The 25370-nt window shown below is 67.2% G+C and carries 27 protein-coding genes; 13 read left to right on the forward strand and 14 right to left on the reverse strand.

Going from position 1 to position 25370, the window contains the following annotated elements; translation table 11 throughout:
* Positions 1-30: 30 nt before the first annotated feature.
* The gene (locus tag EGH21_RS03850; RefSeq protein WP_220617136.1) at positions 31-423 is read left to right on the forward strand and encodes a DUF5611 family protein; all 393 of its coding nucleotides are present in this window, start codon (positions 31-33) and stop codon (positions 421-423) included.
* Between the two features lie 213 nt (positions 424-636).
* On the opposite strand, the gene EGH21_RS03855 is transcribed toward EGH21_RS03850, so the two are convergent.
* From EGH21_RS03855 to EGH21_RS03870, 4 genes are all read right to left on the reverse strand, one after another.
* Positions 637-1422 (reverse strand): ABC transporter permease, encoded by a 786-nt coding sequence (locus EGH21_RS03855; protein WP_425433294.1) that lies wholly within the window; start codon positions 1420-1422, stop codon positions 637-639.
* A 74-nt stretch (positions 1423-1496) separates the two neighbouring features.
* Positions 1497-2441, reverse strand: a complete 945-nt coding sequence (locus EGH21_RS03860; protein WP_220617138.1) for an ABC transporter ATP-binding protein — start codon at positions 2439-2441, stop codon at positions 1497-1499.
* Positions 2442-2509: 68 nt separating this feature from the next.
* Positions 2510-2869, reverse strand: a complete 360-nt coding sequence (locus EGH21_RS03865) for a cell division protein SepF (RefSeq protein WP_220617139.1) — start codon at positions 2867-2869, stop codon at positions 2510-2512.
* A gap of 99 nt (positions 2870-2968) precedes the next feature.
* Positions 2969-3448, reverse strand: a complete 480-nt coding sequence (locus EGH21_RS03870) for an RNA-binding protein (RefSeq protein ID WP_220617140.1) — start codon at positions 3446-3448, stop codon at positions 2969-2971.
* Positions 3449-3544: 96 nt separating this feature from the next.
* Here EGH21_RS03870 and EGH21_RS03875 point away from each other — a divergent pair, with 96 nt between their 5' ends.
* Positions 3545-4456 (forward strand): cobalamin-binding protein, encoded by a 912-nt coding sequence (locus tag EGH21_RS03875; RefSeq protein WP_220617141.1) that lies wholly within the window; start codon positions 3545-3547, stop codon positions 4454-4456.
* Between the two features lie 13 nt (positions 4457-4469).
* Here the strand turns inward: EGH21_RS03875 and ubaA are convergent, their stop codons facing one another.
* From ubaA to EGH21_RS03925, 10 genes are all read right to left on the reverse strand, one after another.
* Entirely contained in the window at positions 4470-5291 is an 822-nt protein-coding gene (gene ubaA / locus EGH21_RS03880) for an SAMP-activating enzyme E1 (RefSeq protein ID WP_220617142.1), read from the reverse strand.
* A gap of 73 nt (positions 5292-5364) precedes the next feature.
* A complete protein-coding gene (locus EGH21_RS03885) occupies positions 5365-6864 on the reverse strand; it encodes a carboxypeptidase M32 (protein WP_220617143.1) in 1500 nt (499 codons plus the stop codon).
* Between the two features lie 132 nt (positions 6865-6996).
* Positions 6997-8082 carry a M20 family metallopeptidase gene (locus EGH21_RS03890; protein ID WP_220617144.1) on the reverse strand — a complete coding sequence of 362 codons (1086 nt, stop codon included), beginning with the start codon at positions 8080-8082 and terminating at the stop codon, positions 6997-6999.
* Between the two features lie 144 nt (positions 8083-8226).
* Entirely contained in the window at positions 8227-8916 is a 690-nt protein-coding gene (locus EGH21_RS03895) for an urease accessory protein UreF (protein ID WP_220617145.1), read from the reverse strand.
* Positions 8913-9503 carry an urease accessory protein UreE gene (locus EGH21_RS03900; RefSeq protein WP_220617146.1) on the reverse strand — a complete coding sequence of 197 codons (591 nt, stop codon included), beginning with the start codon at positions 9501-9503 and terminating at the stop codon, positions 8913-8915. Before EGH21_RS03900 ends, EGH21_RS03895 begins: the two co-directional genes overlap by 4 nt.
* Positions 9503-10474 carry an urease accessory protein UreD gene (gene ureD / locus EGH21_RS03905; RefSeq protein WP_220617147.1) on the reverse strand — a complete coding sequence of 324 codons (972 nt, stop codon included), beginning with the start codon at positions 10472-10474 and terminating at the stop codon, positions 9503-9505. Before ureD ends, EGH21_RS03900 begins: the two co-directional genes overlap by 1 nt.
* The gene (gene ureG / locus EGH21_RS03910) at positions 10474-11097 is read right to left on the reverse strand and encodes an urease accessory protein UreG (RefSeq protein WP_220617148.1); all 624 of its coding nucleotides are present in this window, start codon (positions 11095-11097) and stop codon (positions 10474-10476) included. The genes ureD and ureG overlap by 1 nt, the downstream gene beginning before the upstream one ends.
* On the reverse strand, positions 11094-11435 hold the full coding sequence (locus tag EGH21_RS03915) for an urease subunit gamma (RefSeq protein ID WP_220617149.1): 342 nt from the start codon (positions 11433-11435) through the stop codon (positions 11094-11096). Before EGH21_RS03915 ends, ureG begins: the two co-directional genes overlap by 4 nt.
* A complete protein-coding gene (gene ureC, locus EGH21_RS03920) occupies positions 11432-13138 on the reverse strand; it encodes an urease subunit alpha (protein ID WP_220617150.1) in 1707 nt (568 codons plus the stop codon). Before ureC ends, EGH21_RS03915 begins: the two co-directional genes overlap by 4 nt.
* The gene (locus EGH21_RS03925) at positions 13135-13533 is read right to left on the reverse strand and encodes an urease subunit beta (protein WP_220617151.1); all 399 of its coding nucleotides are present in this window, start codon (positions 13531-13533) and stop codon (positions 13135-13137) included. Before EGH21_RS03925 ends, ureC begins: the two co-directional genes overlap by 4 nt.
* Positions 13534-13973: 440 nt before the next feature.
* Between EGH21_RS03925 and EGH21_RS03930 the strand changes: the two genes are divergently transcribed.
* The 11 genes from EGH21_RS03930 (at position 13974) to EGH21_RS03980 (ending at position 25263) form a co-directional block, all read left to right on the forward strand.
* Positions 13974-14693: a HoxN/HupN/NixA family nickel/cobalt transporter gene (locus EGH21_RS03930; protein ID WP_220617152.1), complete on the forward strand. Its 720-nt coding sequence runs from the start codon at positions 13974-13976 to the stop codon at positions 14691-14693.
* A 48-nt stretch (positions 14694-14741) separates the two neighbouring features.
* Entirely contained in the window at positions 14742-15152 is a 411-nt protein-coding gene (gene nikR, locus EGH21_RS03935) for a nickel-responsive transcriptional regulator NikR (protein WP_220617153.1), read from the forward strand.
* 300 nt (positions 15153-15452) lie between these two features.
* Entirely contained in the window at positions 15453-16730 is a 1278-nt protein-coding gene (locus tag EGH21_RS03940; protein ID WP_220617154.1) for an urea ABC transporter substrate-binding protein, read from the forward strand.
* Position 16731: 1 nt separating this feature from the next.
* A complete protein-coding gene (urtB, locus tag EGH21_RS03945; protein WP_220617155.1) occupies positions 16732-17670 on the forward strand; it encodes an urea ABC transporter, permease protein UrtB in 939 nt (312 codons plus the stop codon).
* On the forward strand, positions 17671-18792 hold the full coding sequence (locus EGH21_RS03950) for an ABC transporter permease subunit (RefSeq protein ID WP_220617156.1): 1122 nt from the start codon (positions 17671-17673) through the stop codon (positions 18790-18792).
* The gene (locus EGH21_RS03955) at positions 18792-19586 is read left to right on the forward strand and encodes an ABC transporter ATP-binding protein (RefSeq protein ID WP_220617157.1); all 795 of its coding nucleotides are present in this window, start codon (positions 18792-18794) and stop codon (positions 19584-19586) included. The genes EGH21_RS03950 and EGH21_RS03955 overlap by 1 nt, the downstream gene beginning before the upstream one ends.
* Entirely contained in the window at positions 19586-20284 is a 699-nt protein-coding gene (locus EGH21_RS03960; RefSeq protein WP_220617158.1) for an ABC transporter ATP-binding protein, read from the forward strand. The genes EGH21_RS03955 and EGH21_RS03960 overlap by 1 nt, the downstream gene beginning before the upstream one ends.
* Before the next feature lie 63 nt (positions 20285-20347).
* Positions 20348-20803 (forward strand): Mov34/MPN/PAD-1 family protein, encoded by a 456-nt coding sequence (locus EGH21_RS03965; protein ID WP_328765224.1) that lies wholly within the window; start codon positions 20348-20350, stop codon positions 20801-20803.
* Positions 20804-21088: 285 nt separating this feature from the next.
* Entirely contained in the window at positions 21089-22645 is a 1557-nt protein-coding gene (locus tag EGH21_RS03970; protein ID WP_220617159.1) for a high affinity choline transporter 1, read from the forward strand.
* A 252-nt stretch (positions 22646-22897) separates the two neighbouring features.
* On the forward strand, positions 22898-23920 hold the full coding sequence (locus EGH21_RS03975; RefSeq protein WP_220617313.1) for a phosphate signaling complex PhoU family protein: 1023 nt from the start codon (positions 22898-22900) through the stop codon (positions 23918-23920).
* A gap of 233 nt (positions 23921-24153) precedes the next feature.
* Entirely contained in the window at positions 24154-25263 is a 1110-nt protein-coding gene (locus EGH21_RS03980; protein WP_220617160.1) for an agmatinase family protein, read from the forward strand.
* The last annotated feature ends 107 nt before the right edge of the window (positions 25264-25370 follow it).

Consider the following 25370-nt stretch of genomic DNA (forward strand, 5'->3'; position numbering starts at 1 on the left):
AGTAAGACGGCGCCTCGCAAAACGACGGCCATGCGAGAGTACAAGATGCGACGGGGCGAGCATCTCGAAGACCGCGTCCCGGACATGGAAACGTTCGTCGAGGAGTACTTCGGTCCGGTCACAGACACGGAAGAACACAACGATAGTGACCTCCTCGTCGTGGACGACCCCGACAACCCCGTGTTCGAACGGGTCGTCGCCGGCACCGTCGACTACGGGAGCAAGAAGGACAAACTGGCCCTACACATCGACGAGAAGCCCGCGGAGCAGGTCATCTCCGAGGGGCACGTCGACGCCGCCGAGGACGCCGTCTCGGTCAAGAACGACTTCTTGGAGGAGGCGACCGGTCGGGACGCGAAGGCCCGCCGTGACTCGCTGAAGCGGTCCGTCGAGGACGACGCCGACGCGCCGGACAACGTCTGAGCGAGCGACACCGTTTTTCGAGACGAGTCAGATCGCCGTCACCCCTAAATACTCTCGTGTCATACGTTCACACACGCCCCACCGGAGGCGCACAGAATATCCGGGCCGCGGCACCACCGCGTGGTCCGGCCGGAAGCCGGGCACCCTGTCATAGTTTGTCCGCCCCGCCGGAGGCGGAGCCAATCCGGCATTCCGGGCACGTCCGTCTCGTCTTCAGTCGACCAGTCCGTAGCCGCGCCTGACCAGTTCGACGTCGAGTGCGACGACGGCGACGGTGAGGCCCGTCAGCACGAGGAGCGACCGGTTCGGTGGGACGGCCACCGCCTCGGGGATGACGCCGTAGCGGACGCCGTTGACCATGTACACCATCGGGTTCAGGAGGGTGACCTGTCGCCAGATGCCCGACAGCGCCGACAGCGGGTAGAACACCGCGCCGAAGAACACCAGCGGGCGGATGATGAACTGGTTCATCACCGTCAGGTAGTCGAAGTCCCGCGCCCAGAGGCCGCCGATGACGCCGAAGGCGGCGAACAGCGTCGGGATGACGAGCATGAACGCCGCTAGATAGAACGGGTTCGCGACAGTGACCGGCGTGAACACGAGGCCGACACCCCAGATGATGGCGCCGACGACGATACCCCGGAGCGACGAGGCGGCGACGTAGGCCAGTACCATCTCCGTGTGCGAGAGCGGCGAGGTGAGTACCTCGTGGATGTACTCGTTCCAGCGGCCGTGGAAGATGGAGAACGAGGCGTTCTCGAAGGCGTTGGATATCATCCCCAACACGACAAGCCCGGGGAGGATGAACAGGATGTAGCCGGCACCACCGAAGGCGTTCGGGTCGTTGCCGCTGATTCGCTCGCCGAGGACGACGCCGAAGACGGTGAAGTACAACACGTTCGTAATCATCGGCGGGAGGAACGTGTTGCGCGGGCGGCGGACGTAGCGGAGAATCTCGCGGTGGAGGAGCGTCCAGAGGCCGACGAGTCGCGCGCGCAGGCCCGTCGGTGCGCCGTCGCGACTGTCGGTGGTCGGCGACCCCTCGCCGTTCGTCCCGACGTCGGTGTCGTGGCTCATGCAGACACCTCCGCGTACTCGCGGTCGTCGCGGGTCAGGTCGACGAACACCTCTTCGAGCGAGGCCCGGCGGATGTCGAGCGACGTGACGTGGTGGCCCTGCCGTTCGAGTACTCGGACCAGTTCCGGCGCTGTCTGGCTCCCACCGGCCGCGGTGACGCTGAGGCCGTCGTCGGTGACCGTCACGTCGGTGACGCCGTCGACGTCGAGTCGCGGCGCGGTCCGCGGCGGGTCCGCCAGTCCGAGGTCGATAGTGTCGGTGCCGCGGGCCATCAGATCGTCGGGCGCGGCCACCTCGACCTTGCTCCCGGAGTCCATGATGGCGACCCGGTCACAGAGGCGTTCGGCCTCCTCGATGTAGTGGGTCGTCAGCAGGATGGTGGTCCCGGCGTCGTTCATCCGGTTGATGATGTCCCAGAGGTCGTGGCGCAACTGGACGTCGACGCCCGCCGTGGGTTCGTCCAGAATCAGCAGGTCCGGGTTCGAGACGAGGGCGCGCGCGAGGACGAACCGGCGTTTCATCCCACCGGAGAGCCAGTCGAAGCGGGTGTCGCGTTTGTCCCAGATGCCGACGGTCTTGAGTGCGTCTTCGGCGCGTCGGCGAGCCTCTTTGCTTCCGATACCGTGGTAGCCGGCCTTGTGCTCTAAGACTTCGATGATGGGGAAGAAGCGGTCGACGTTGAACTCCTGTGGGGCCAGACCGATGCGGTCGCGGGCCTCGCGGTAGTCGGCCTCGACGTCGAAGCCGAACACCTCGGCGTCGCCGCCGTCCTTGTGGACGAGGCCGACCAGCGTGTTGATGAACGTCGTCTTGCCCGCACCGTTGGGCCCGAGCAGACCGAAGAACTCGCCGCGCTCGACGGTCAGGTCGAGTCCGTCGAGCGCCTGCACGTCACCGTAGTTCTTCCGTAGGTTTCGGGCGCGTATCGCCGGGGCTGTCATTACCGGTGCTACCCGGTGGACACCGAAAAGGACGTTGAACGCGGCGGGTCAGGTGAGAGGACGCGGGCCTACCGACCGAGGCGTTCGCGGGCGATGCCGACGCCGGCGGGCGTGATGATGAGTTGGTCGTCGTCCTTCTGGACGATGTCGCCGCCGACTTCGCTGGCGACCTGTTTGAGTTCGTCGCTGATGTGTTCCATCGTCCGGTCCTGCGTGGAGTGGCGGGTGATGTCGGCGATGACGATGTCGCCGTCGTAGACGGCGTCCTTGATCTCGACGACGTCCTGCTTGTCGCTGATACGGGCGATGCGGACCTGTCGCTCGGCCTCGGCACCCGACGCATCGAAGTCGTCCGCGTTCAGTTCGACGTAGTCCTCGGTCTTCCGGGAGTTGCCCGACTCGCCGAGAATCTTGCTCATGAGTCCCATGTGCTCCACGGCGGGCGCTACCCGTTTCAACTTTTCGTCAGACGGGGTTTCGCCCGAATCCGACGCCGAGAACCCGACCGGTGACGCCGCGACCGACCGTCACACCGAGAACTCGAACAGGTCGTCGCCCACGTGGTGGACGGACTCGACGACCTTCCCGGACTCGCCGACCATGTCGTCGCCGCCGGTCTTCGCGCGCCCGATGGCGAGGAACTTCCCGTGTGCCTCCTCGTCGATGGCGACGAGGTCACCCGCGTCGATGTCGGCGTCGGCCTCGGTGATGCCGGGCCGCATGATGTCCGCGCCGTCGGAGACGAAGGAGATGGCACCGGTGTCGACGGTGACCACGTGCTTCTCGGGCGGGTGTGCGTTCGCGCCCTCGACGGTGAGGAACGGTTCGCCGTCGACGTACAGCACGAGTGGGTCGCCGTCGACGAGGACGACGTCCCAGTCGCTGTCGTCGAACTCGACCTTCTCGAAGCTGTCGGCGTCGAGTTCGACGCCGAGGTTGTCGGAAAGCGCCGTCGCGATGGCGTCGACCTCGTCCGAGCGGAGGTGGTGCCGCGATTTGACGTTCATACGAGCGTCTGCGGGGTCACGGACGGTAAGCGTAACGAAGGATTGGTGGTCGAGTCGCGAGGGGAGCCTTTAGTCCCGGCGGGCCGTAGCGAGCGTATGCGCGTCGTCACGTTACTGCCGTCTGCGACGGAAATCGTCTACGCTCTCGGCGTCGAACCGGTCGGCGTCTCACACGAGTGTGACTACCCGCCGGCGGCCCGCGAACAGCCCTCGGTCAACCGCTCCCGCGTCGACCCGGAGGCCTCCAGCAGCGAGATAAACGAACAGGTCGCCGAGGCCGAGTCCGGCGACGGCGTCTACGCCGTCGACCGCGAGACGCTCGCCGCCGTCGACCCCGACGTAATCGTCACGCAGGGCGTCTGTGACGTCTGTGCCGTCGATCACGTGCTGGTCGCCGAGGCCGTCGAGGACCTCGGGCTGGACGCCGAGGTGCTGACACTCGACGTCCACAGCCTCGACGGCCTGTTCGACTCCATCCACCGCGTCGGCGCGGCAATCGGCCGCGACGAGGCGGCCACCGACCTCGTGGCGACCCTCCGAGAGCGGGTGGCCGCCGTCGAGACGACCGCCGCACGAGCCACCGAGACGCCCAGCGTCGCCGTCCTCGATTGGCTGGACCCGGTGATGGTCGCCGGCCACTGGATACCCGAGATGGTCGAGATGGCGGGCGGCGTCTACGGGATGGCCGAGCGCGGTGCTCACTCCCGACCGCGCGAGTGGGAGGAAGTGCGAGAGTACGACCCCGACGTACTGGTGGCGGCGCCGTGTGGCTTCGACGTCGCCCAGACCCGGGAGAACCTCTCGGACCTGACCGAACGGCCGGGGTTCGACGACCTCCGTGCGGTCCGCGAGGGCCGAGCGTACGTGGTAGACGGCCACCACTACGTCAACCGCTCGGGACCGCGACTGGTGGACACGCTGGAGTTCCTCGCGGCGCTCTGTCACCCGGACCTGTTCGACGCGCCGCCGCGAGACGCGGTGCAGGAACTGCCGTCGCTCCGCGTATGAGGGACGCGACAGCCTACTCCGCAGTCAGCGAACAGCGCCCCTCGTAGCTCCCCTCGTCGATGCTCCCGATGGCCGGGTCGTCGCCACACACCGGGCAGTCCGGGTTCGGGGCGACCGGCACCTCGTCGACGGTCATCTCGGCGGCGTCGTAGGCCAGCAGGCGACCGTCGAGCGGTTCGCCGTAGTCCATCGCGAGTTTGACGACCTCCGTCGCCTGGATACAGCCGATAGTGCCGGGGAGGACGCCGAGGACGCCCGCCGTCGCGCAGTCGGGGACGGTGCCTGCCGGTGGTGCCTCCGGGAACAGACAGCGGTAACACGGTCCCTCGCCGTCGCCCGTGAACGTCGTCACCTGCCCCTCGAAGCGGAAGATGGCGCCGTGGGAGAAGGGGATGCCAGCGAGAGTGCAGGCGTCGTTGACCAGAAAGCGCGTCTCGAAGTTGTCCGAGGCGTCGACGACGATGTCGTAGTCGCTCACGAGGTCCCTGACGTTCTCTTTCGAGAGGCGAACCTCGTGGGTGTCGACGGTCACGTCGGGGTTCAGGCCGGTGACGAACTCTTTGGCGCTGTCGACTTTCGGTCGGCCGATGTCGTCGTCCCGGTGGACGACCTGTCGCTGGAGGTTCGAGCGCTCGACGACGTCGTCGTCGACGATGCCCAGTCGTCCGATGCCGGCCGCCGCGAGGTACTGCAGGACCGGCGAACCGAGGCCGCCCGCACCGACGACGAGTACCGACGAGTCGAGCAGTGCGGCCTGCCCCTCCGGCCCCACGTCGTCCATGATGATGTGCCGGGAGTAGCGGTCGAGTTGCTCGGGGTCGAGGTCCGGTCGCATGGGTCGTGGTTGGCTACCGGGAAAGATAAGCGACCGGGTGCGGAGCGGCAGTCAGACCGCGAACGTCGGTGGTTCAGCAGTCGTAGAGGTCGCGGTACTTCGCGTCGGCGTAGTCGAGGAAGTAGTCGGCGGTAAATGACTCCCCGGTCGCTTCCTGCACGAGGTCGTCGGTCTCGTAGCGGGCGCCGTGGCGGTGGACGTTCTCGGTGAGCCAGTCGTGGATGGGGTCGAAGTCGCCCTCGCGGACCAGCGAGTCGACGTCGCCGACGTCCGCTCGGAGGTGGTGGTCCAGTTGAGCGGCCAGCACGGACCCGAGCGTGTAGGTCGGGAAGTAGCCCAGCGCGCCGTTGGTCCAGTGGATGTCCTGCAGACAGCCCTCGGCGTCGGTGTCCGGACGCACGCCCAGATACTCCTCCATCTTGTCGTTCCAGACTTCGGGGACGTCCTCGACGGCGAGGTCACCGCGAATCAGGTCGCGCTCTATCTCGAACCGGAGGACGATGTGCATGTGGTAGGTGAGTTCGTCCGCCTCGACCCGGATGAGGTTGTCCTCGTACACCTCGTTGGCGGCCTCGTAGAACTCGCGCGGCGTCGCGTCGGTGCCCAGACGCTCGTTGGCGGTGTCGGTAAAGAGGTCCCAGAACGCCCGCGTCCGGCCGACGTGGTTCTCCCAGAACCGGGACTGTGACTCGTGGACCGAGAGGTCTCGGCTGTCGCCCAGTGGCGTCCCGTAGGCCTCCTGTGGCAGGCCGAGCGTGTAGGTGGCGTGGCCGAACTCGTGGATGGTCGAGCCGACGGCGTCCATCGGGTCCTCGGGCTTGAACCGCGTCGTCACGCGAGCGTCGAACTGGGTCCCCGTCGAGAACGGGTGTGGCGCGGTGTCGAGACGGCCGTGGTCCCAGTCGTACCCGAGCGTGTCGAGCGCGTCCTCGACGAGGGCGTGCTGGTCGTCCTCGTCGTAGGTGCCCTCGAAGGGGTCCGCGAGACTCACGTCGCTGTCGGCGATGTCGTCGATGAGCGGCACCAGTTCGTCCCGAAGTCGCGTGAGGACCTCCTCGGCGGTGTCGATGCCGAGATACGGCTCGTACTCCTCGAAGAGGACCTCGTAGGGGTCACGGTCGGGGTCGATGGCCTCGGCGTACTCCCGGCGGAGTTCGACCATCTCTTCGAGCGTGTCGGCGTACATCTCGAAGTCGTCCTCGGCTTTGGCCTCCTCCCAGACGGGGAGAGCGTTCGAGGATGCCTCCGAGATGCGTTCGACGAGGTCGGCGGGGACCTTCGTCGCTCGCTCGTGGTCCCGGCGGACCTCCCGGACGACCGCCGCCTCCTCTGGGTCGAGGTCGGCGTCTTCCAGTTCGTCCAGCCACTCGCCCAACTGGTCGTCGGTCAGCAGGTCGTGGTGCAGCGTCGACAGCGCGGAGGACTGCTTCGCGCGGGCGGGCGTCCCGCCGGAGGGCATCATCACCTGCTGGTCCCACTGGAGGACACCGCCGGCGTCGGAGACGTAGTGGAGGCGCTTGACGTGGTCGAGGAACTGCTCGTAGGTCGACTCGGTCTCGCTAGCTGTTGCCATGGGTCGGTGTTGGGCGTAGGGTCCTATATGCTCGGTGCTGGCGGTAAGGAGCGAGGTTCACGGACCGTCGCCTCGGAGAACGACCGGCGAAGCCGAGAGCAGGCAGACGAGAAGCGCGCTCGAAGACGAGCGTCACCGAACCCACGACGCGGCGACGCCCTCGTAGATGCGCTGGCACCGCTCCAGTACGTCGACGGAGACGCTCTCGTCGGCGGTGTGGGCCTCGCCGGGTTCGGCCGCGCCGACGACCACGCAGTCGGTCCCCTCGGCGGCCAGCCATCCGGCGTCCGTCGCGTGGGGTTTGACGACGTGTTCGGGTGCGCCGTCCTGTGCGTCGGTGGCCGAGTCGAGGACAGCGTCGGCGAAGTCGGCGTCGCCGCAGGCCATCGGCGGCAGGTCCTGGTCGACGCGCCACGAGACGCCCTCGGTGTCCTCGACGCGGTCCAGTGGTGCGCGTTCGCCCGGGACGGTCCGCTCGTCGACGGTGGCTTCACACTGTTCGGGAATGACGTTCCACGCCGACCCGCCGTCGATTTCGGTGACGGCGACGCTCCCCCGGACCTCGTGGCCCAGCACCCCGGTCGACGGGAACTCGAGGCCCCGAACCACGTCGACGGCCTCGGTCGCGCGGTAGATGGCGTTCGCGCCGGCCTCGGGTTCGCTGGCGTGGGCCGCCGCGCCCTCGGCGACGATGGTCGACCCGCGCCGACCCTTGTGGGCGACGGCGACGTCGGTGATTCCCGGCGCGGAGTAGCCCGTCGACCCCTCGCCGACCACGGCGTAGTCGACGCTGAAGCCGTCCTCGATGGCGGCCCGGCAGCCGACACCGCCCTGTTCCTCGCCGGCGAAGGAGACGAAGACGAGTTCGTCCTCGGCGGGCGTGTCGGCCGCCTCGAACGCCAGCATCGCGGCCGCGACGCTCCCCTTCATGTCCGCGCTTCCCCGGCCGTAGATGCGGCCGTCGCTCCGTTCGACGACGTAGCCGCCGTCGGCGTCGACCTGTGACTCGTCCGGCGGGACGACGTCGTGGTGGCCGACGAGAGCGAGCGAGTCCCCGTCGCCAGACCCCTTCCGGGCGACGACGTTGCCGTGGGCATCGTGTTCGACGGTGGCGTCGGTGTGGTCCCGGAGCCACGACGCGACGAACTCGCCGGCGGCCGACTCGTCCTCGTGGCTCGGTATCGCGACCAGTTCCTCCGTGAGGTCGGCGACGTGCATACCCGAGGGTGGCACGCGGAACGTTTGGCTCTGGTGGACGGGTGCGGCGGCGCGAGAAGAGCGACGCCTACGGCCAGCGCTGTGTGGTGACTGTGGGCACATACCCGCCTCGCCGAGGATGTCAGCCGCAGATACTGGAACCGCTCAGCTCGCGAACAGCCGCCGCTCGGCCCGTTCGTGGTCGGCGGCGAGGACGTCGACCAGCGGTGCGAACGGCGTCATGTCCTCGATGGAACGGCCCGCGCTGTCGTCGACGGCCGCGGCCATCACCGACCGCAGGTCGTCGAGAATCCGCTGGGCGTCGGTGTGCCCCAGCGAGAGGAGGCGCTGGGCCGCGCCGAGTAGCCCAGTGACGAAGCCGTGACAGCACAGCAGGCACGCCCGGCGTGCGCCGATACCGGCCAGTCCGGCCGCGACGCCGAGCACGACGGCGTAGTTCCCCGACGCGTCGCCGGCGGCGACAGCGTCGGCGTACCGCTCCAACAGGTCGTCCTCGCGCAGGTCCCGCTGGAGCGACAGGAGGCGGTCCCCGGACTGCTGGGCGCTCTCCCGGAACTCGGCGGCCAGCGTCACCGCCGCCAGCCGTCGGTCGGCGGCGCAGATAGCGTCTATGTCTCCCTCGCGAGCGGCGGCGTGGGCACGCCGGAGGGCGACCAGTTCGGCGGGGCCGACCTGCCGCCGGAGGTACGTCTCGAGGAGCGCTTCGAGGTCGGTGGCGTCGGTCACTCGGTCGTCGGCGACGAACTGTTCGAGGCCGTAGGAGACGCTGTACGTCCCGACCGGGAGGAAGGAGTCGGCCAGTCGGAACGCTTCGAGGGTCGCGTCGTCGCTCATCGGTCGTCCCCGTCGATAGTCCGGACGCCGTGGCTGTGGTCGTGGCCGTGGGAGTGGGTGTGGCCGTCGTCGTGGCCGTGGTCGCCGTGCGAGTGGCCCTCGCCCCCGTGACTGTGTTCCGCGCCGTCGTCGAACGTCGTCGGCGGCACGTCCTCGAAGCGGGTCGTCACGCCGGGCGGGAGGTCGTCTTCGACGGCGTCCAGCATCCGCTCGCGGGTGTCGGGCACGGGAAACAGCGCCTCGCCGTCCCACATGGCGAGGTCCCAGTGGCGGTTGCCCAGCGCGTGGCCCAGTTCCAGCGCCGCCGTCGGCGAGACGTTCGCGTCCGAAAAGTCCAGCACCAGCGCCTCGATGGTGGCGAGTTCGACCACGAGGAGGGTGCCGTCGTCGGTCTCGAGGACGTCGCCGTCGGCGAGGTCACGCGCGACGACGATACCCACGTCCTCGCCCTCCGTCGACTCGGTGCGGACGCGGGAGCGCCGTCGTTCGGTGTCGGAGAGGACCACGCGGACGGGGTCGGCGTCGGCCAGTCGGGCCGAGAGGTCGGCGTCCTCGCGGTGGCCCAGATACGTCTCGGCGACCAGCATCAGTACTTCCTCCCGGAGGGTGCAGGCGCGTCCAGCAGGTCCCGCCGAGCGTGGTCCCACGCGGCGTGGAGCGTCGACTGGACCGTCTCGGCACGGTCGGCCAGTGCGCGCACGGCGACGCCGGCCCCGTTCGGGAGTGCGGTCGCGCCAGCCCGTGCGTCCGCGTCGGCGACCGTCTCGTGCAGGGCGTCCGAGAGCGCCGCGGCGTCGCCGTCGGGCGCGACGACGAACAGGGTCCCGTAGACGGTGAACTCACCGAGGACCCCGGGTGCCGTCGGGTCGCCCTCGGCCGGCGTGAGGTGAGTCGCGTCCTCGAACAGCAAGCCGTCCGGTCCCTCGGCGCGGACCCGCGAGAGGTATCGCTCGAACTCGAAGCGCTCACCGCGGGCGAGGCGTCCGGGCACGACGATATCGGCGAGGACGGCCGACGCCCCTGTGTCGAGTTCGAGCGTCAGGTCCTGACAGTAGCGCGAGTCGGCGTGCAGGATGGTCGGTTCCGGCACGTAGTCAAGGTGGCCGCCGGGACCGACCGAGAGCGTCGCGTCGGCGGCGGCGTAGTTGGCGTTCATCGACTGGACCTTCGTCGAACTCTGGGTGGAGACGTGGGCGACAGCGTCGGCCGCTACCTCGATGGTCACGTCGTGGCGGTCCCCCTGTGCGATGCCGCCCGTCGGCGACTGGAGAAACACCGTCTCGGCGTCGGGATGTGGGTCGTGACCCAGCGTCCCCGAGACGTGGAACGGCACCGTCGCGTAGTCGTGGACCAGTTTCGTCCCGTCGCTGGTCGGCGCGAAACGGAGTTCCAGCACGCCGTCCTTGCCGGGCGCGCCGACGGCGGCCTGCGGGGGCGACTCGGCGGCGTAGGCCTCGAAAGACGGGTGTGGTGCGTCGGTGCTGGTCGCGTCGGTGTCCGCATCCGCTGTGCCCTCGCCGTCTCGCTCTGCTCGCGACTCCGGCGCGTCCGTCGCCATCAGGCGAACAACACCCCTTCGCGGACGTGTTCGAGCACCTCGTCGACACCCTCCTCGGCCTTGCAGTTGGTGAAGACGAACGGACCGTCACGGACCTCGCGGGCGTCCCGTTCCATCAGGTCCAAATCGGCCCCGACGTGGGGCGCGAGGTCCGTCTTGTTCACCACCAGCAAGTCGCAGTCGACGACGCCGGGACCGCGTTTCCGCGGGATGTCGTCGCCCTCGGCGACCGAGATGACGTACAGCGAGTAGTCCGCGAGTTCGGGGTTGAACGTCGCCGCGAGGTTGTCGCCGCCGCTCTCGACGAGGACGAGGTCGAGGTCCGGGTGGTCCGCGAGGAACGCGTCTATCTGCTGGAGGTTCATCGACGGGTCCTCGCGGATGCCGGTGTGCGGGCAGGCACCCGTCTCGACGCCCGCCACGAGGTCCTCGGGGACGACGCCGGCGAACCGTTCGCGGAGTCGGTCGGCGTCCTCCTGGGTGAGGATGTCGTTGGCGATGACGCCTACGTCCAGCCCTTCTTCGCGGAGGCGCGGGACGAGTTCCGTGAGTAGCGAGGTCTTGCCGGACCCGACCGGACCGCCGATACCGACCGTCGCGACGTCGCGGTGGGTGAGGCTCACGACTCCTCCTCACCATCGGCGGTGCCGACGCTGTCCGAGCGGATGGGGTCGTGGACCGTGACCAGTTTCGTCCCGTCGGGGAACACCGGTTCGACCTGAATCATGTCTATCATCTCCGGGACGCCCTCCATCACGTCCTCGCGGCCCAGCAGTTGGGAGGCACCGGAGCGAATCTCGGCGACCGAGTCGCCGTCGCGGCCCCGCTCGATGCACCAGTCGCTGATGTAGGCGACGGCCTCGGGGTGGTTCAGCGGGACGCCACGGTCCTTGCGGCGTCGCGCGACCTCTGCGGCGGTGAAGACGGTGAGTCGTTCCTGCTCTTTGGCTGTGAGTTTCATAGCATGTACCGCTGTGCGAGTGGCAGTTCCGAAGACGGTTCACAGGTGACGTGCTCGCCGTCGACCTGCACTTCGAACGTCTCGGGGTCGACCGCGATGTCGTCGGGACAGTAGTCGTTGTACACCATGTCGTCCTTGCCGGGGGTGCGAGTGCCCTCGACGGGGACGACGGGCGTGTCCAGTCCGTACTCCTCGCCGACGCCGCGTTCGGCGGCGGCCGGCGAGACGAACGAGAGGGAGAGCGCGTGTTTGGCCTTGCCGACGGCCCCGGCGCGTTCCCGCTGGAGGATGGGTTCGCAGGTCATCAGCGACCCGTTGGCCTCGCCCATCTCCGAGTGGACCGGGAACCCGCCCTTGAACGTCATCGCGGGCTTGACGCCGAAGAAGGCGGGGTCCCACAGTACCACGTCGGCCATCTTGCCCGGTTCGAGCGTCCCGACGTAGGGTTCGATACCCGCCGAGATAGCGGGGTTGACGGTGTACTTCGCGATATAGCGCTTGATGCGGAAGTTGTCCGCACCCGAGCCCTCGTCTTCGGGGAGGGGGCCACGTTGGGACTTCATCTTCGAGGCCGTCTGCCACGTCCGCGGGACGAGTTCGGCCATCCGGCCCATCGCCTGTGAGTCGGTGGTCATCATCGAGATGGCACCCATGTCGTGGAGCACGTCCTCGGCGGCGATGGTCTCCGCACGCACGCGGGACTCGGCGAAGGCCACGTCCTCGGGCACGTCGGGGTTCAGGTGGTGACACACCATCACCATGTCCAGGTGCTCGTCGAACGTGTTGTCGGTGTAGGGCATCGAGGGGTTCGTCGACGACGGGAGCATGTTCGGTTGGCCGACCATCTCCATGATGTCCGGCGCGTGGCCACCGCCGGCGCCCTCGATGTGGAACAGGTGCATCGTCCGGCCGTCGACGGCTTCGAAGGTGTTCTCGACGAATCCGGCCTCGTTGAGCGTGTCCGTGTGCATGCAGACCTGCACGTCCTCGTCTTCGGCCACGTCGAGGGCGGTGTCGATGGCGTCGGGCATCGACCCCCAGTCCTCGTGGAGTTTGAGCGTGCAGGCGCCGGCGTGGAGCGCCTCCCGGAGCGGCGCGGGGTCGGAGGCGTTGCCCTTCGCGTAGAAGCCGGTGTTGACCGGCCAGGCCTCGGCGGCCTGGAGGTGCCGTTTGACGTTCTCCGGGCCGGTCGTACACGTCGTGGCGCCGCCGCCGTAGCCGCCGCCGAGCATCGTCGTGATGCCGCCCGAGAGAGCGTGTTCGTGGAGTTGTGCCGAGTTCCAGTGGACGTGGATGTCCAGCGCCCCGGCGGTCGCAATCTTCCCCTCGCAGGGGTAGACGTCCGTCGACGCGCCGACCACGAGGTCGACGCCGTCCATCGTGTCCGGGTTGCCCGCCTTGCCGATACCCGCTATCTCGCCGTTTCGGATGCCGATGTCGGCCGCGACGATGCCGAGAACCGGGTCGATGATGGTCGCGTTCGTCAGCACCCAGTCCATGGCGCCCTCTTCCTGTGTGACACCGGGGGCCTGTCCGAGTCCATCCCGCAGGGTCTTCCCGCCGCCGAAGACGGCCTCGTCGCCGTGTGTCCGCAGGTCCTCCTCGACCTCTGCGAACAGTTCAGTGTCGCCCAGACGGACCTTGTCGCCCTCTGTCGGGCCGTACAGTTCGGCGTAGGCTTCCCTGTCGACGTCGCGGGTCATTCCTCGGCCTCCGCGTCGACACCTGTGTCACGGAACCCGGCCGCCCGCAACCGCTCCAGCGCCTCCGTCGGGTCGGCGTCGACGCTTCCGTTGACCATCCCGTTCATCCCGTGGGCGACGCGTTTACCGCCGATATCGACGAGTTCGACGGTCTGTTCGTCGCCCGGTTCGAACCTGACCGCGGTGCCGGCGGGGATGTTCAGTCGCATCCCGAAGGCCGTCTCGCGGTCGAAGGCGAGGGCCGCGTTGGCCTCGAAGAAGTGGAAGTGGGACCCGACCTGTATCGGTCGGTCACCGGTGTTACCGACGGTCACCTCGGCCGTCTCGCGACCCTCGTTCAGCGTCACGGTACCGTCGCCGGCGACGACTTCGCCGGGGACGAGGTCCTCAGTCACGGCGACCCCCGCCCCTCGCTATTTTCGACTGTTTGTCCAACATATGCGTCCTCGTTTGGACAGCCGTGATAAGCAACTTCCTCTCGGCGCAAATAGCGCCATGGATTTCTTTACTTCCGCCGCTTTGTCGTCTCAGACGGCCTACCACTGGGCATTCGTTCACTCGCCCGTCGCGAGCCGGGACCGAGCTTCGGCAACCGTCGACGGCGCGTCCTCGCGGCCGTCGAAACAGTCGACGGGAAGGCGACAGCCGGCCGTTCCGTGAGGGTCGACCGACCATCGTGTGGGCCCTGATAAACTCGCGGCGGCGACACAATATTTGCCCGGTCGAGAGGTGTTTTACCGTGATTCGTCCATCGATACGGTATGAAGGTGCCCAATCGACCACCGAGCTCCGGGACCGAAACGGTCATTGACCGGAGTCGCGACGGTGTGAGTCGATGACTGGACCGCTGTTGCCGGCGCTACTGACCGCGGGCGTGCTGGGCGTCACCCACGCGATGGAACCCGACCACGTCGCCGGCATCTCCTCGTTGACCAGCGACTACGGCGACTCCCGGCTCTCGGCGCTCGCGGGAGCCTGTTTCAGCGTCGGCCACGTCGTCCTCGTCGTCGCGTGGCTCGCCGTCGCCTACGTGTTGCTGGGCCGGACGTCGTTCCCCGCCGTGTACGGACAGGTCGGCACGCTCGGCGTCGGTGTCCTGCTGGGCGTGTTCGGCGCGGCGATGGCCGTCGGTGGTCTCCGTCGGGTCGTCAGGTCGGACGAGCACGCACACGACGGCGTCACCCACAGCCACCCGCACGTCCGCTTGCCCCTCCCGGGGTTCGACGGGGCCGACCACGGTCACGACACCGTCTCCTATCTCAAGACCGGACTCGTCGGCGCGCTGTTCACCCTCTCGCCGCCGGTGTCGATGATAGTGTTCGCCTCGACGCTACTCCCCGGCTACGGGGCCGACGTCGTCGCCCTCGCCGTGCTGACGTACGGCGTCACCATCACCGCGACGATGAGTCTGCTCGGGGCCGGCGCCGGTGCGCTGTTCGGGTTGGCGAAGGGCCGGAACAGGACTGTCCACGGGTTCGCACAGACCGTCGCCGGCGTCGCCGTCACGGGACTCGCGGCCACACTGTTGGTCGATGCGGCCCCGGCGTTGCTGTGAGTATGCGGGGTGGCCAGCCATATTAGCCCCACCACCCAACGTCGGGGCATGACCGACGACATCGACCGCATCAGCCTCACGCTCCCGTCGTCGATGGTCGACCGACTCGACGGCATCGTCGACGACTGGGAGTACGACAGCAGGTCGGAGGCGATGCGAGACGCCCTTCGGGACTTCTTCGCGAACTACGAGTGGGAGACCGGCGGCGACGAGCGACACCACGGCACCATCGTCGTCGTCCACGACCACCACGTCGACGGCATCGCCGACGAACTCCAGACCATCCAGCACGAGATGGCCGAGGCCATCACCTCCGTCCAGCACATCCACCTCTCACACGACACCTGCATGGAGACGCTCGTCGTCGAGGGCGCGGCGAGCGATATCACCGAACTCGCCAACCGCCTCCGCGCGCTCAGTGGCGTCCAGCAGGTGAAAGTCGTCGTCGTGGGCGAGTAGCGGCGCTCCTTGCCGGCTCGTCGTTCGCCGACCCGAAATACTGTATACTTGCAAGATTATCGCCCCGAACCGTTCGTACATCTCGTTTTCTGACCGTTCCTAACACATCCTTATACTCTTCGCACCATATGAAGGAGAGTATAAGATTAGATGAGTAAACCTTATTTGCGTACTGCTGAAGGGCAAGAACGTGAACGAAATCATGGACGAACGTCCGAGTATCAGTGTAGAACGTGTCGATACGTGCAGTGAAGTCGTGATTAAGGTGAACAGTTCTGTCGGACTCTCGGAGGGAGACGAATGACCGACGGTATCACGAGTCGCCGTGGCTTCCTCGCCTCGTCGGCGGCGCTGGCCGGGACTGCACTCGCCGGGTGTTCCGGTGGTTCGGCGTCCAGCGACGACACGATTCAGCTCGGCGTACTGGAGGACCGCTCGGGCAACTTCGCGCTGGTCGGCGACCCCAAACACAAGGCGTCGATGCTTGCCATCGAGGAGATAAACAACGACGGCGGCATCGACGGCAAGCAGATAGAGACGTTCGACCCGGACCCCCAGTCGGACAACCAGCGCTATCAGGAACTCACCCGGCGGGCCATCAACCAGGAGAACGTCGACGCGCTGTGGGCCGGCTACTCCTCGGCGACCCGGGAGGCCATCCGTCCCATCATCGACCGCGAGGACCAGTTGTACTTCTACACGACCCAGTACGAGGGCGGCGTCTGTGACAAGAACGTCTTCGCCGTCGGGCCGACCGCCCGCCAGCAGTTGGGGAGCGTCCTCCCGTATCTGGTCGAGGAGTACGGCCCGAAAATCTACACCATCGCCGCCGACTACAACTTCGGCCAGCTGTCGGCCGACTGGGTGAAGGTGCTGGCCGACGAGAACGACGCCGAGGTCATCGGCGAGGAGTTCATCCCGCTGTCGAACTCCCAGTTCGGGTCGACTATCAACCGCATCCAGCAGGCCGAACCCGACTTCGTGATGTCGATGCTCGTCGGCGCGAACCACACCTCCTTCTACGAGCAGAAGGCCTCCGCCGGCCTCGACGTCCCCATCGGTACCTCGACGGCGATGGCACAGGGGTACGAACACCGCCGGCTGGACCCGCCCGCGATGGCCAACATCTACGCCGGGGTCAACTACATGGAGGAGATTCCGACGGAGCACAACACCAGCGAGGGCGGCTTCGTCGACCGCTACTTCCAGAAGTTCCCGGACGCCCCCTACCTCAACGAGGAGGCCGAGAACAACTACTTCTCCATCTACATGTACAAGATGGCCGTCGAGCAGGCCGGCACGACCGAACAACCGGAGGTCAGGGAGGCCCTCGAATCGGGCATCACCTTCGGCGCACCCGAAGCGCCCGGCGAGGAGGAGATAGCGCTCGACGGCGCGACCCACCACGTCGACCACCACATGTGGGTCATGCGCGCCGACGACCAGCACAACGTCGAGGCCGTCGACGACCGGGTCATCCCCGAGACGTTCCTCTCGGAGACGGTCGGCTGTGACCTCACGCAGGAGGACGAAGAGACGCAGTACACCCCACAGGACTTCTACGAGGAGGCGGGGTGAGATGGTCAACGGCCTGAACCTGCTGTTCCAGTTCCTCGATAGCTTCGCCTTTATCGTACTGGCGGCTGCGGGCCTGGCCATCATCTTCGGCATCATGGGCGTCATCAACCTCGCTCACGGCGAGTTCATCATGGTCGGCGCCTACGCGACGACGCTGGCGAACATCCGTGGGGGTCTCCCACTGCCCGTCGCGATGCTGGTCGGCGTCGCGGTGACGGCCGTCTTCGGCCTCGTGGTCGAACGGGTCGTCATCTCGGGCACCGTCCCGAACGCCCTCAGTCAGCGGTTCCTCGGCCGCAAGGTCATCGAACCGCTGTACGACCGACTCGCCGACTCGATGGTCGCGACGTGGGGCCTCTCGCTCATCATGGTGCAGGGGGTCCGCATCGTGCTCGGCAACTCGCTGGACCAGATAGGCACGCCGCTCGGGAACATCGCGTACAGCGGGTTCTCGTACTCGACGTACCGCGTGTTGCTCTCGGTCGTCGCGCTGGGCGTGCTGGCGCTGACCTACTACGTCTTCACGCGGACCGAGTACGGGATGCGCGCCCGGGCGACGATTCAGGACGAAGACACCGCCCGCGCACTCGGCGTCGACACCGAACGCACGTACATGACGACGTTCGCCATCGGTTCCGGCCTCGCCGGCCTGACGGGCGCGCTGTACGCCCCGACCATCACGATGGTCCCCGGTCTGGGCAGTTCGTTCCTCGTCGAGGCCTTCGTCGCCGTCGTCGTCGGCGGCCCCAGCGTGGTGCTGGGGACGACGCTGGCGGGCGGCCTGCTGGGCGCCATCAACGCGGCCGTCACGAACCTCTTCGGGACGTTCTTCGGCCGCATCGCACTGCTCGTGACCGCCATCGTGATGATTCGGTTCCTGCCGGACGGCATCACTGGCTTCGTCGAGACGGTCCGGGAACGCAGACAGGAGGGTGCGTAGATGGCCACCGAAGCGAGCGGTGCGGGCCCGGCCGACGCTGGCGGGCAGTCGACGCTGGCCAGCCTCCGGCGTCGCTTCGAGGGCCCCAACACTGTCGGGAACTCCCGCGGGTTCTGGATAGGGTTCCTCGTCGCCGTCGTCGCGCTGGCAGCGTACCCGCTCGTCGTCGGGTCCTATCAGGCCTCGCGGTTCTCGCTGTTCCTCGTGTACGCCTTCCTCGGCCTCTCGCTGTCGGTCGTGTGGGGGTACGCGGGCGTCCTCTCGTTCGGACAGGTGGTGTTTTTCGGCGTCGCCGGCTACACCTTCGGCGTCGTCTCGGTGAACTTCGCCACGCCAGCGGGCATCACCGGCGCGTTCCTCGTCGGTGTCGTCGGCGGCGCCGTGATGGCGTTCGTGCTGGGCTACTTCATGTTCTACGGGGGCGTGCGTGACGTCTACGTCACCATCATCACGCTGGTCTCGACGCTCGTCTTGCACACGTTCATGGCCCAGACGGCCGGCGACGAGTGGACCATCGGCGAGGCGGCGCTGGGCGGGTTCAACGGGATGCCGACCATCCCGAACCTCGCCTTCGGCGTCGGCGGCGCGTCGATTACGTTCAGTAGCACGACCTTCTACTACCTCGTGTTGGGACTGCTCGTCGCGACGTACCTCGGCCTGCGGGCGCTCGTCAACTCGGACTACGGCCGCGTGATGGTCGCGGTCCGAGAGGACGAGGACCGCACCCGGATGTTCGGCTACGACGTCGAGCGCGTGAAACTCGCCGTGTTCACGCTGGGCGGCGCGCTGGCGGGCCTCTCGGGCGTGCTGTACGCCGCGTGGGGCAACTACATGAGCCCCGGCGTGTTCGAGTTGACGTTCGCCTCCCTGCCGGTCATCTGGGTGAGCGTCGGCGGACGGAAGACCCTGCTGGGCGCGGTGACGGCCACCGTCGGCATCGAGTTCCTGCGGAACTCGCTGGGCGGCGAACTGGCGTTCGTCATCGTCGGTGCCCTCTTGCTGGTGTTCATCCTCGGCCTCCCCGGCGGTATCGTTCCGTGGGTCCACGAGACCTACGTCGAGATGCGCGGCGACGGCACCCAGCCGGAGCCACCGGAGGCGACGACCGAGGTGAGCGACTGATGAGTACGAACAATAGCGCGGCGGGCAGTCCGAACGTCCGCCAGACGGCCGCGGAACTGGCGACGGGCGACCGAACGGACACGCTGTTGCAGACCGAGGACCTACGCAAGGAGTTCGGCGGGTTCACCGCCACCGACGACGTGGACTTCTCGGTCGCCGAGGGCGAGTTGCGGTGTCTCATCGGCCCCAACGGCGCCGGGAAGTCGACCCTGCTGAACCTCGTCACCGGTACCTACGACGCCTCGGGCGGCAGCATCTACTACGACGGCCACGACGTCACCGACCTCGACCCTCACGAGCGGGTCCGCAAGGGCATCAGCATGAAGTTCCAGGTGCCGTCGGTGTACGGCGACCTGACGGTGCGCGAGAACGCCCGCCTCCCCATCCAGCGGTTCGCCGACGGCGAGGAGCGGCGTCGGCGGGTCGACGAGGCCATCGAGGCCGCCGGCCTCGCGGGCTACGAGCACGTCGACGCGAGCCAACTCTCGCACGGCCAGCAACAGCAACTCGAAATCGGGATGGCCGCCGCGCTCGAACCGGACCTCCTCCTGCTGGACGAACCGGTCGCGGGACTGGACGTGGCCGAACGCGAGGCCATCGCCGAGCGCGTCACCCGACTCAACGAGGAACGCGGCATCGCCTTCGTCGTCATCGAACACGACACGGACTTCGTGGCTTCCATCGCCGACGAGGTGACCGTGCTCCACAACGGCGACATCTTCCGCGAGGGCCCCATCGAGGACATCGAGTCCGACCCCGAGGTCCAGCGCATCTACCTCGGAGGTGAGCAGTGATGCTGGAACTCGACGGCGTCACCGCGGCCTACGACTCGACGCCCATCCTCCGGGACGTGGACCTCTCGGTGGAGGAGGGGGAAATCGTCGGCGTGATGGGGAAGAACGGCGTCGGCAAGACGACGCTGATGAAGACCATCATCGGCCTGCTCGAACCGTCGGACGGGACCATCAGCTACGCCGGCGCGGACGTGACCGACGCCCCCGCCGACGAACGCGCCCGCGCCGGGATGGGCTACATCCCGCAGGGTCGCGACGTGTTCCCGAAACTCACCGTCGAACAGAACGTCCGCATGGGCGAGACGGTCAACGCCGACAGCGAGGAGACGCTGTACGACGACATTTACGGCTACTTCCCGGTCCTCGAAGAACGCGCCGACCAGCAGGCCGGCACGCTCTCGGGCGGCCAGCAGCAGATGCTCGCCATCGCGCGGGCGCTGGTGTCGAACCCGGACCTGCTCCTGCTGGACGAACCCAGCGAGGGCATCCAGCCCTCCATCGTCGACCAGATCAGCGACGACATGCAGGCCATCAACGAGGACCTCGGCACCACCATCCTGTTCGTCGAGCAGAACCTCGGCGTCATCCGCGAGATGGCCGACCGCTGTTACGCGATGGAGCGCGGCGAAATCGTCGACGAAGTCGGGCCACAGAAACTGACCGACGAAGAGGCCATCGCAGACTTCCTCGCCGTCTGAGGCCGCACCGCCTCACTGGCGTTCGAAACGTACCTATATCTTCCTCCCGTACCGTCGTCCACTGTGTACGCGGTCCGTCGGCCCAGCGCGCTCGTCGTTCCGGAAGCGGTGCGAGCGGCGGTAGCCGACGACGTGCGGGCGGCCCATCCACGGGAGGCCGGCGGTTTTCTGGGCTGTGAGCGTCGAGGCGACCGCCTGTACGCGACGACGCACGTCGCACTCGACAACGAGGCCGAAGCGCCACAGCGACGGTTCGTCTCGACAGAGACTGACGCCGTCCCCCCGTCGCCGCGCGTGTTCTATCACTCCCACACCTCGGCGTCGACGCCCTCCGGACTGACCGGCGTCGACCGACGCAACATCCCGGACTCGCTGGCGCTCGTGGTGTTCGCGCCCCACGGCGACCCGTACAGCTATCGGCTGTTCCGCCGAGCGCTGTTCAACTGGCAGGAGGTCCCCGTCGAGACGGCCGCGGAGACGGCGGCCGTCGGTCGCGAGCGCCTCCCGCGACTCGTCTGAGTGGCGCACGCTGACGGTCACGTCCTTATACTCTCTAGATACGGTAAGGAGGGAAGTGCGTCTACTTGTCGTTCGTACGTCCACTAACTAGTTCGAACTGTGGGTGTACGTTGGTCGTCAACCCCAGACGGTAAACAATGTCAGGGTAAGCCCTTTTTGTGATGATTGGTTCTCAACTTCTGTCCCAACTATGCGTACGAACGCCGACGAGTTCTGCCTCGGAATAGCCGAATCGGTCACCGACCGCCGATACAACTGGACGTTCTGTAACGGGGGTGAGCGCCGATGAGCGTCATCCTCTACGGACTGGTCGCGATGATTCTGGTGACGATGGGCGTCGGCCTCTACGTCGCGAAGAAGATAGAGGGCGACAGCGTCAACTACATCGTCGCCGGTCGGGGGTTGGTACTACCACTGGCGGCGGCGACGCTGATGGCCCAGTCGCTGGACGCGAACGCGACGCTGGGGAACACGGACCTCACCGCCAGTTTCGGGTTCTGGGCCGGTGCGGCACTCCCCATCGGCCTCGCCGGGTGTCTGTTCCTCACCGGGCTGTTCTTCGCGAAACCGATGAACCGGATGGACCTGATGACGCTCCCCGACTTCTACCGGCGGAAGTACGGTCGGGTGACCGAAGTCATCGCGTCGCTCATCATGGTGCTGTCGTTCTCCCTGTTGCTGGGCGGGAACCTCGTCGCCGGCGGGTTCCTCTTCCAGACGTTCATGGGGACGACGTTCGTACAGGGTGTACTCATCATCTCCGCGGTGGTGTTCCTCTACACTATCGCGGGTGGCCTGTTCGCCGTGGCCTACACCGACGTCATCCAGGCGTTCGTCGCGCTCGCGGGCTCTATCGCACTCATCGTCTACGTCGCGACGACGTACGGCATCACCATCCCGGAGGGGATGGGGCCGACGGCAGTCGTCCAGATAAACCCCTTCGACAACTCCGCCGGGTCGTGGATAAACCTCGCGACCATCTTCGCGCTGGCGCTGGGTGACATCGTCGCCATCGACTTCATGGAGCGTGTGTTCGCCGCCGAGAGCCCGGAGACGGCACAGAAGGCCTGCTTCGCTGGCTCCGCGGGGACGCTCGTCATCGGCATCCCGTTCTCCATCGTGGCGCTGTCGGCCAACAGCATCCTCTCGTCCATCGGCGTCGAGGCCGGCAATCAGGCCGTCCTCTACGTCCTCCTGCAGGAGGCGGTGCCGTCGTGGCTGGCCGTCCTCGTACTGGCCGGTATCGTCGCCGCATCGCTGTCGACGGGCGACGGCGCTATCCTCGGTACGTCGGCCGCACTGGCGCGGAACGTGCTGGGCATCCGCGACAAGGACTCGCCGGGCGAGGGAGTCGAGGCCGACGGCTCCGGTTTCCTCAGCGAAGGGTCGGACAAACTGCTTGCGGCGACGCGGGTGATGGCCGTCCCCATCACGATTCTCGGTGCGTTCTTCGCTATCCAGGTGAGCGCGACCGGGATGTTGCTGGTGTTGGCGTTCGACGTGGCCTTCGCCGGGCTGCTGGTCCCGCTCGTGTTCGGCATCTACAAGCCCGACGTGGCGACGGCACCCGCCGCACTGGCGGGGATGCTCTCCGGGTCGCTCACGCGGCTGTTCTTCTTCGCCACCATCCCGACGACGTACGCCATCCCGAACAACCTGCTGTACTTCGAGAACAGCCTCGTGCCGGCCGGGTGGGACGGACTGGTGACGTTCATCGCGCCGCTGGTCGGCCTGACCGTCTTCCTCACCGTCGCGTTCCTGACGAAGGACGACTACCCGACCCACACCGTCACGGGACAGCAACAGCGGGCCATCGTCGCCGGCGGCGAAGAGGATGACTGACCACTCACCAGCCGACCGGTTCTTCCTGTTCGGCCTCGGCCTCGTGGTCGTCCTCCTCGGCGTGACCCTCGCCGTCGTCGTCACGATGGGGTAGCGAACGTTCGTCCGCAGATTTCGAAGATTGTCACGTATTGTGCCTACCATAAATCGGAATAAGTTGCAGTTTCGACAGTGTATACAGATGGAAGTGAACGAGCTCGAAGCTCACGTTCTCGGCGGGTGTACCGGGCTGTGACTCCCGACGCCGTCCGGATGAAGCGGAAGGTCCAGCAACTCGGCTCCTCGACGTTGGCTGTGACCGTCCCCGCAGAGTGGGCCCGGCACCACGACATCGAGAAAGGCGACGAGATAATCGTCCAGCGCGACGAGAACGGTGGCTCGTTGCTGTTGGTCCCCGAAGAGCCCTCCATCGAGGACGTGGAAGCGACCATCGACGCGGACGCGCTGACCGGCGACGCGCTCGAACGGGCTATCGTCACCCAGTACGTCCTCGGCCGCCAGCTCATCCGTGTCGAGGCGACGACGCCGCTCGGCCTCGAACACCGCAACGCCGTGCTCGCGGCCGAACGGCGGCTGATGGGGCTGGGCATCGTCGAACAGGCCGAGACGGCCGTCACCGTCCGCTGTTCGGTCGCGCCCGGTGACTTCGACCTGCCGACGTTACTCGGCCGACTCAGCCGAACCGAGGCGGCGATACGGAGCGACGCCGTGACCGCGCTACTGGACGGGGACCCCGAGGCCGCCGAGCAAGTCAGCGCCCGAAAGGGGCAGGTCGAGAAGCTGTTCTACCTGTTCCTGCGACTGGTCTTCGCCACTTACCGGAATCCGCGACTCAATCAGGCGGTCGGGCTGGAGACCGGGTTCCCCCTCATCGGCTACCGCTCGGTCGCACAGGACGTCGTCCTGATGGCCGACGTGGCCGTCGAGATAGCGACGCTCGCTGCCGAGGGCGACGGCACGGTGCCGGACGCGACGACGGCCGAGGTGGTGACAGACCTCGCTGAAGCGCTGGACGACGCCGCAAGCGCGACCAGAGCGGCCGTCACGACGCCGGACTACGGCGAGACCGAGACGGCCCGCGAGGCGTTCGACCGGGTCGACGAGTGCGTCGACGCGGCGAACGACCACCTCGCCGTCGAGCGTCCGGAACCACTGCTCGTCCTCCAGCGAGCGGTCACGCTCCTCGAACGGAGTGCGAGACACGCCCGCGACAGTCTCTCGGTCGCGACCCACCTCGCGTTCCGCGAGGACCCGGACCTCGTCACGAGCGAGTGACACGCCCTCGTCTCTCCGCCGCTCGACCGGTCAGCGGTGCCGCCGCCCGACCACTCGCCCCGCGCAGTCCTAGAACACCTAGAGGAGGCTCGAACCGTACATGCCTACACATGGTCACCGGAGGGGGTATTACACATCCGAAGGAACGCTTTTCAGTACGATACGTCCATCCAGTAGTGTCGCAATCATCGGCCGAAGTGTGCCGAAAACGCGGCCGAAACACTACGATCACCATGTCCGAAGAACGCAACGGCGAAGACATCTACGGCGACAAGCACAAAGAGGCGAACGAACCCATCTTCAGCGGCATCCCGACGTTCCTCAAACTCCCCGAGGCCGACCGGGACGAACTCGACGAGGAGGACGTCGACGTCGGCATCCTCGGCGCACCGCTGGACACGGCGACGACCATCCGCCCGGGGACCCGCTACGGGCCCCGCGCCGTGCGGGCCGCCTCGACGGTGCCCTCCCCACCGTACGAGCACTTCAACATCGAGACGGGCGTGGACCCGTTCGACACGTTCAGCGTGGCCGACACCGGCGACGCCGCCGTGTCGCCGGGGGACACCCGCCAGAGCCAGTTGAACATCGAGGACGCCGTCTACGAGATAAGCGAGCAGGCGACGCCCATCGTCATCGGGGGCGACCACTCCATCTCCTACCCGGACATCAAGGGCTGGGCCGAGGCCAACGGCTACGAGGACATCGGCCTCATCCACTTCGACTGCCACGCCGACACCGGCGAGGACGGCCTCACCGGGTTCAAGTACGACCACGGCGCGTGGGTCAAGCGCGTCTACGACGAGGGCATCATGGCCGGCGAGAACTACACGCTCATCGGCCCCCGCGGGTTCTGGCCCGGCCCCGACACGTACGAGGACATGCGCGACGCCGGCATGAAGTGGTACACCGCGATGGAAGTCGGCGGGATGGACCTCGACAAAATCGTCGAAGACGCCGTCGAGCGAGCGACCGACGGGACCGACGCCGTCTGGGTCTCCTTCGACGTCGACGTGATGGAGCCGGCCTACTGTCCGGGCACCGGCGAACCCGAACCCGGCGGCCTCATCCCCCGCGAGGCCATCTACATGGTCCGGGAAGTCGTCAAGGCGCTGGACCCCGACGACTTCGGGTTCGACGTGGTCGAAGTCGCGCCGCAGTACGACGTGAGCGACACCTCCTCGTACAACGGCGGTATCACCAGCGGGTTCGCCAACCGCCTCATCATCGAGGTGATGGGAAGCATGGCCCTCGCAGAGAAGGGACTGGAGTCCGGCGACCCAATCAAGCCCGAGGAACCGCTCGGGCCGACCGAGACGACCGAGACGCCCGCTGACGACTGAGCGAGTGCGGTTTTCCTACGGGTCCGCCGCGGCCCGCTCTCTTGCCCACGCCGCGGCGGCCCACCTATTCCCGTTCCGACCCGCCAGCGACGGTAGCCGTCGGCGTC

It is taken from the genome of Haloarcula rubra (genome assembly GCF_019599465.1).
Classification (GTDB): domain Archaea; phylum Halobacteriota; class Halobacteria; order Halobacteriales; family Haloarculaceae; genus Haloarcula; species Haloarcula rubra.

Bases quoted from the DNA above. Each gene is read 5' to 3' on its own strand.
- EGH21_RS03850 (WP_220617136.1), top strand. From the start codon at position 31: ATGCGAGAGTACAAGATGCGACGGGGCGAGCATCTCGAAGACCGCGTC.
- EGH21_RS03860 (WP_220617138.1), bottom strand. From the start codon at position 2,441: ATGACAGCCCCGGCGATACGCGCCCGAAACCTACGGAAGAACTACGGT.
- EGH21_RS03865 (WP_220617139.1), bottom strand. From the start codon at position 2,869: ATGGGACTCATGAGCAAGATTCTCGGCGAGTCGGGCAACTCCCGGAAG.
- EGH21_RS03870 (WP_220617140.1), bottom strand. From the start codon at position 3,448: ATGAACGTCAAATCGCGGCACCACCTCCGCTCGGACGAGGTCGACGCC.
- EGH21_RS03875 (WP_220617141.1), top strand. From the start codon at position 3,545: ATGCGCGTCGTCACGTTACTGCCGTCTGCGACGGAAATCGTCTACGCT.
- ubaA (WP_220617142.1), bottom strand. From the start codon at position 5,291: ATGCGACCGGACCTCGACCCCGAGCAACTCGACCGCTACTCCCGGCAC.
- EGH21_RS03885 (WP_220617143.1), bottom strand. From the start codon at position 6,864: ATGGCAACAGCTAGCGAGACCGAGTCGACCTACGAGCAGTTCCTCGAC.
- EGH21_RS03890 (WP_220617144.1), bottom strand. From the start codon at position 8,082: ATGCACGTCGCCGACCTCACGGAGGAACTGGTCGCGATACCGAGCCAC.
- EGH21_RS03895 (WP_220617145.1), bottom strand. From the start codon at position 8,916: ATGAGCGACGACGCGACCCTCGAAGCGTTCCGACTGGCCGACTCCTTC.
- EGH21_RS03900 (WP_220617146.1), bottom strand. From the start codon at position 9,503: ATGCTGGTCGCCGAGACGTATCTGGGCCACCGCGAGGACGCCGACCTC.
- ureD (WP_220617147.1), bottom strand. From the start codon at position 10,474: ATGGCGACGGACGCGCCGGAGTCGCGAGCAGAGCGAGACGGCGAGGGC.
- EGH21_RS03915 (WP_220617149.1), bottom strand. From the start codon at position 11,435: ATGAAACTCACAGCCAAAGAGCAGGAACGACTCACCGTCTTCACCGCC.
- ureC (WP_220617150.1), bottom strand. From the start codon at position 13,138: ATGACCCGCGACGTCGACAGGGAAGCCTACGCCGAACTGTACGGCCCG.
- EGH21_RS03930 (WP_220617152.1), top strand. From the start codon at position 13,974: ATGACTGGACCGCTGTTGCCGGCGCTACTGACCGCGGGCGTGCTGGGC.
- nikR (WP_220617153.1), top strand. From the start codon at position 14,742: ATGACCGACGACATCGACCGCATCAGCCTCACGCTCCCGTCGTCGATG.
- EGH21_RS03940 (WP_220617154.1), top strand. From the start codon at position 15,453: ATGACCGACGGTATCACGAGTCGCCGTGGCTTCCTCGCCTCGTCGGCG.
- urtB (WP_220617155.1), top strand. From the start codon at position 16,732: ATGGTCAACGGCCTGAACCTGCTGTTCCAGTTCCTCGATAGCTTCGCC.
- EGH21_RS03950 (WP_220617156.1), top strand. From the start codon at position 17,671: ATGGCCACCGAAGCGAGCGGTGCGGGCCCGGCCGACGCTGGCGGGCAG.
- EGH21_RS03955 (WP_220617157.1), top strand. From the start codon at position 18,792: ATGAGTACGAACAATAGCGCGGCGGGCAGTCCGAACGTCCGCCAGACG.
- EGH21_RS03960 (WP_220617158.1), top strand. From the start codon at position 19,586: ATGCTGGAACTCGACGGCGTCACCGCGGCCTACGACTCGACGCCCATC.
- EGH21_RS03970 (WP_220617159.1), top strand. From the start codon at position 21,089: ATGAGCGTCATCCTCTACGGACTGGTCGCGATGATTCTGGTGACGATG.
- EGH21_RS03975 (WP_220617313.1), top strand. From the start codon at position 22,898: ATGAAGCGGAAGGTCCAGCAACTCGGCTCCTCGACGTTGGCTGTGACC.
- EGH21_RS03980 (WP_220617160.1), top strand. From the start codon at position 24,154: ATGTCCGAAGAACGCAACGGCGAAGACATCTACGGCGACAAGCACAAA.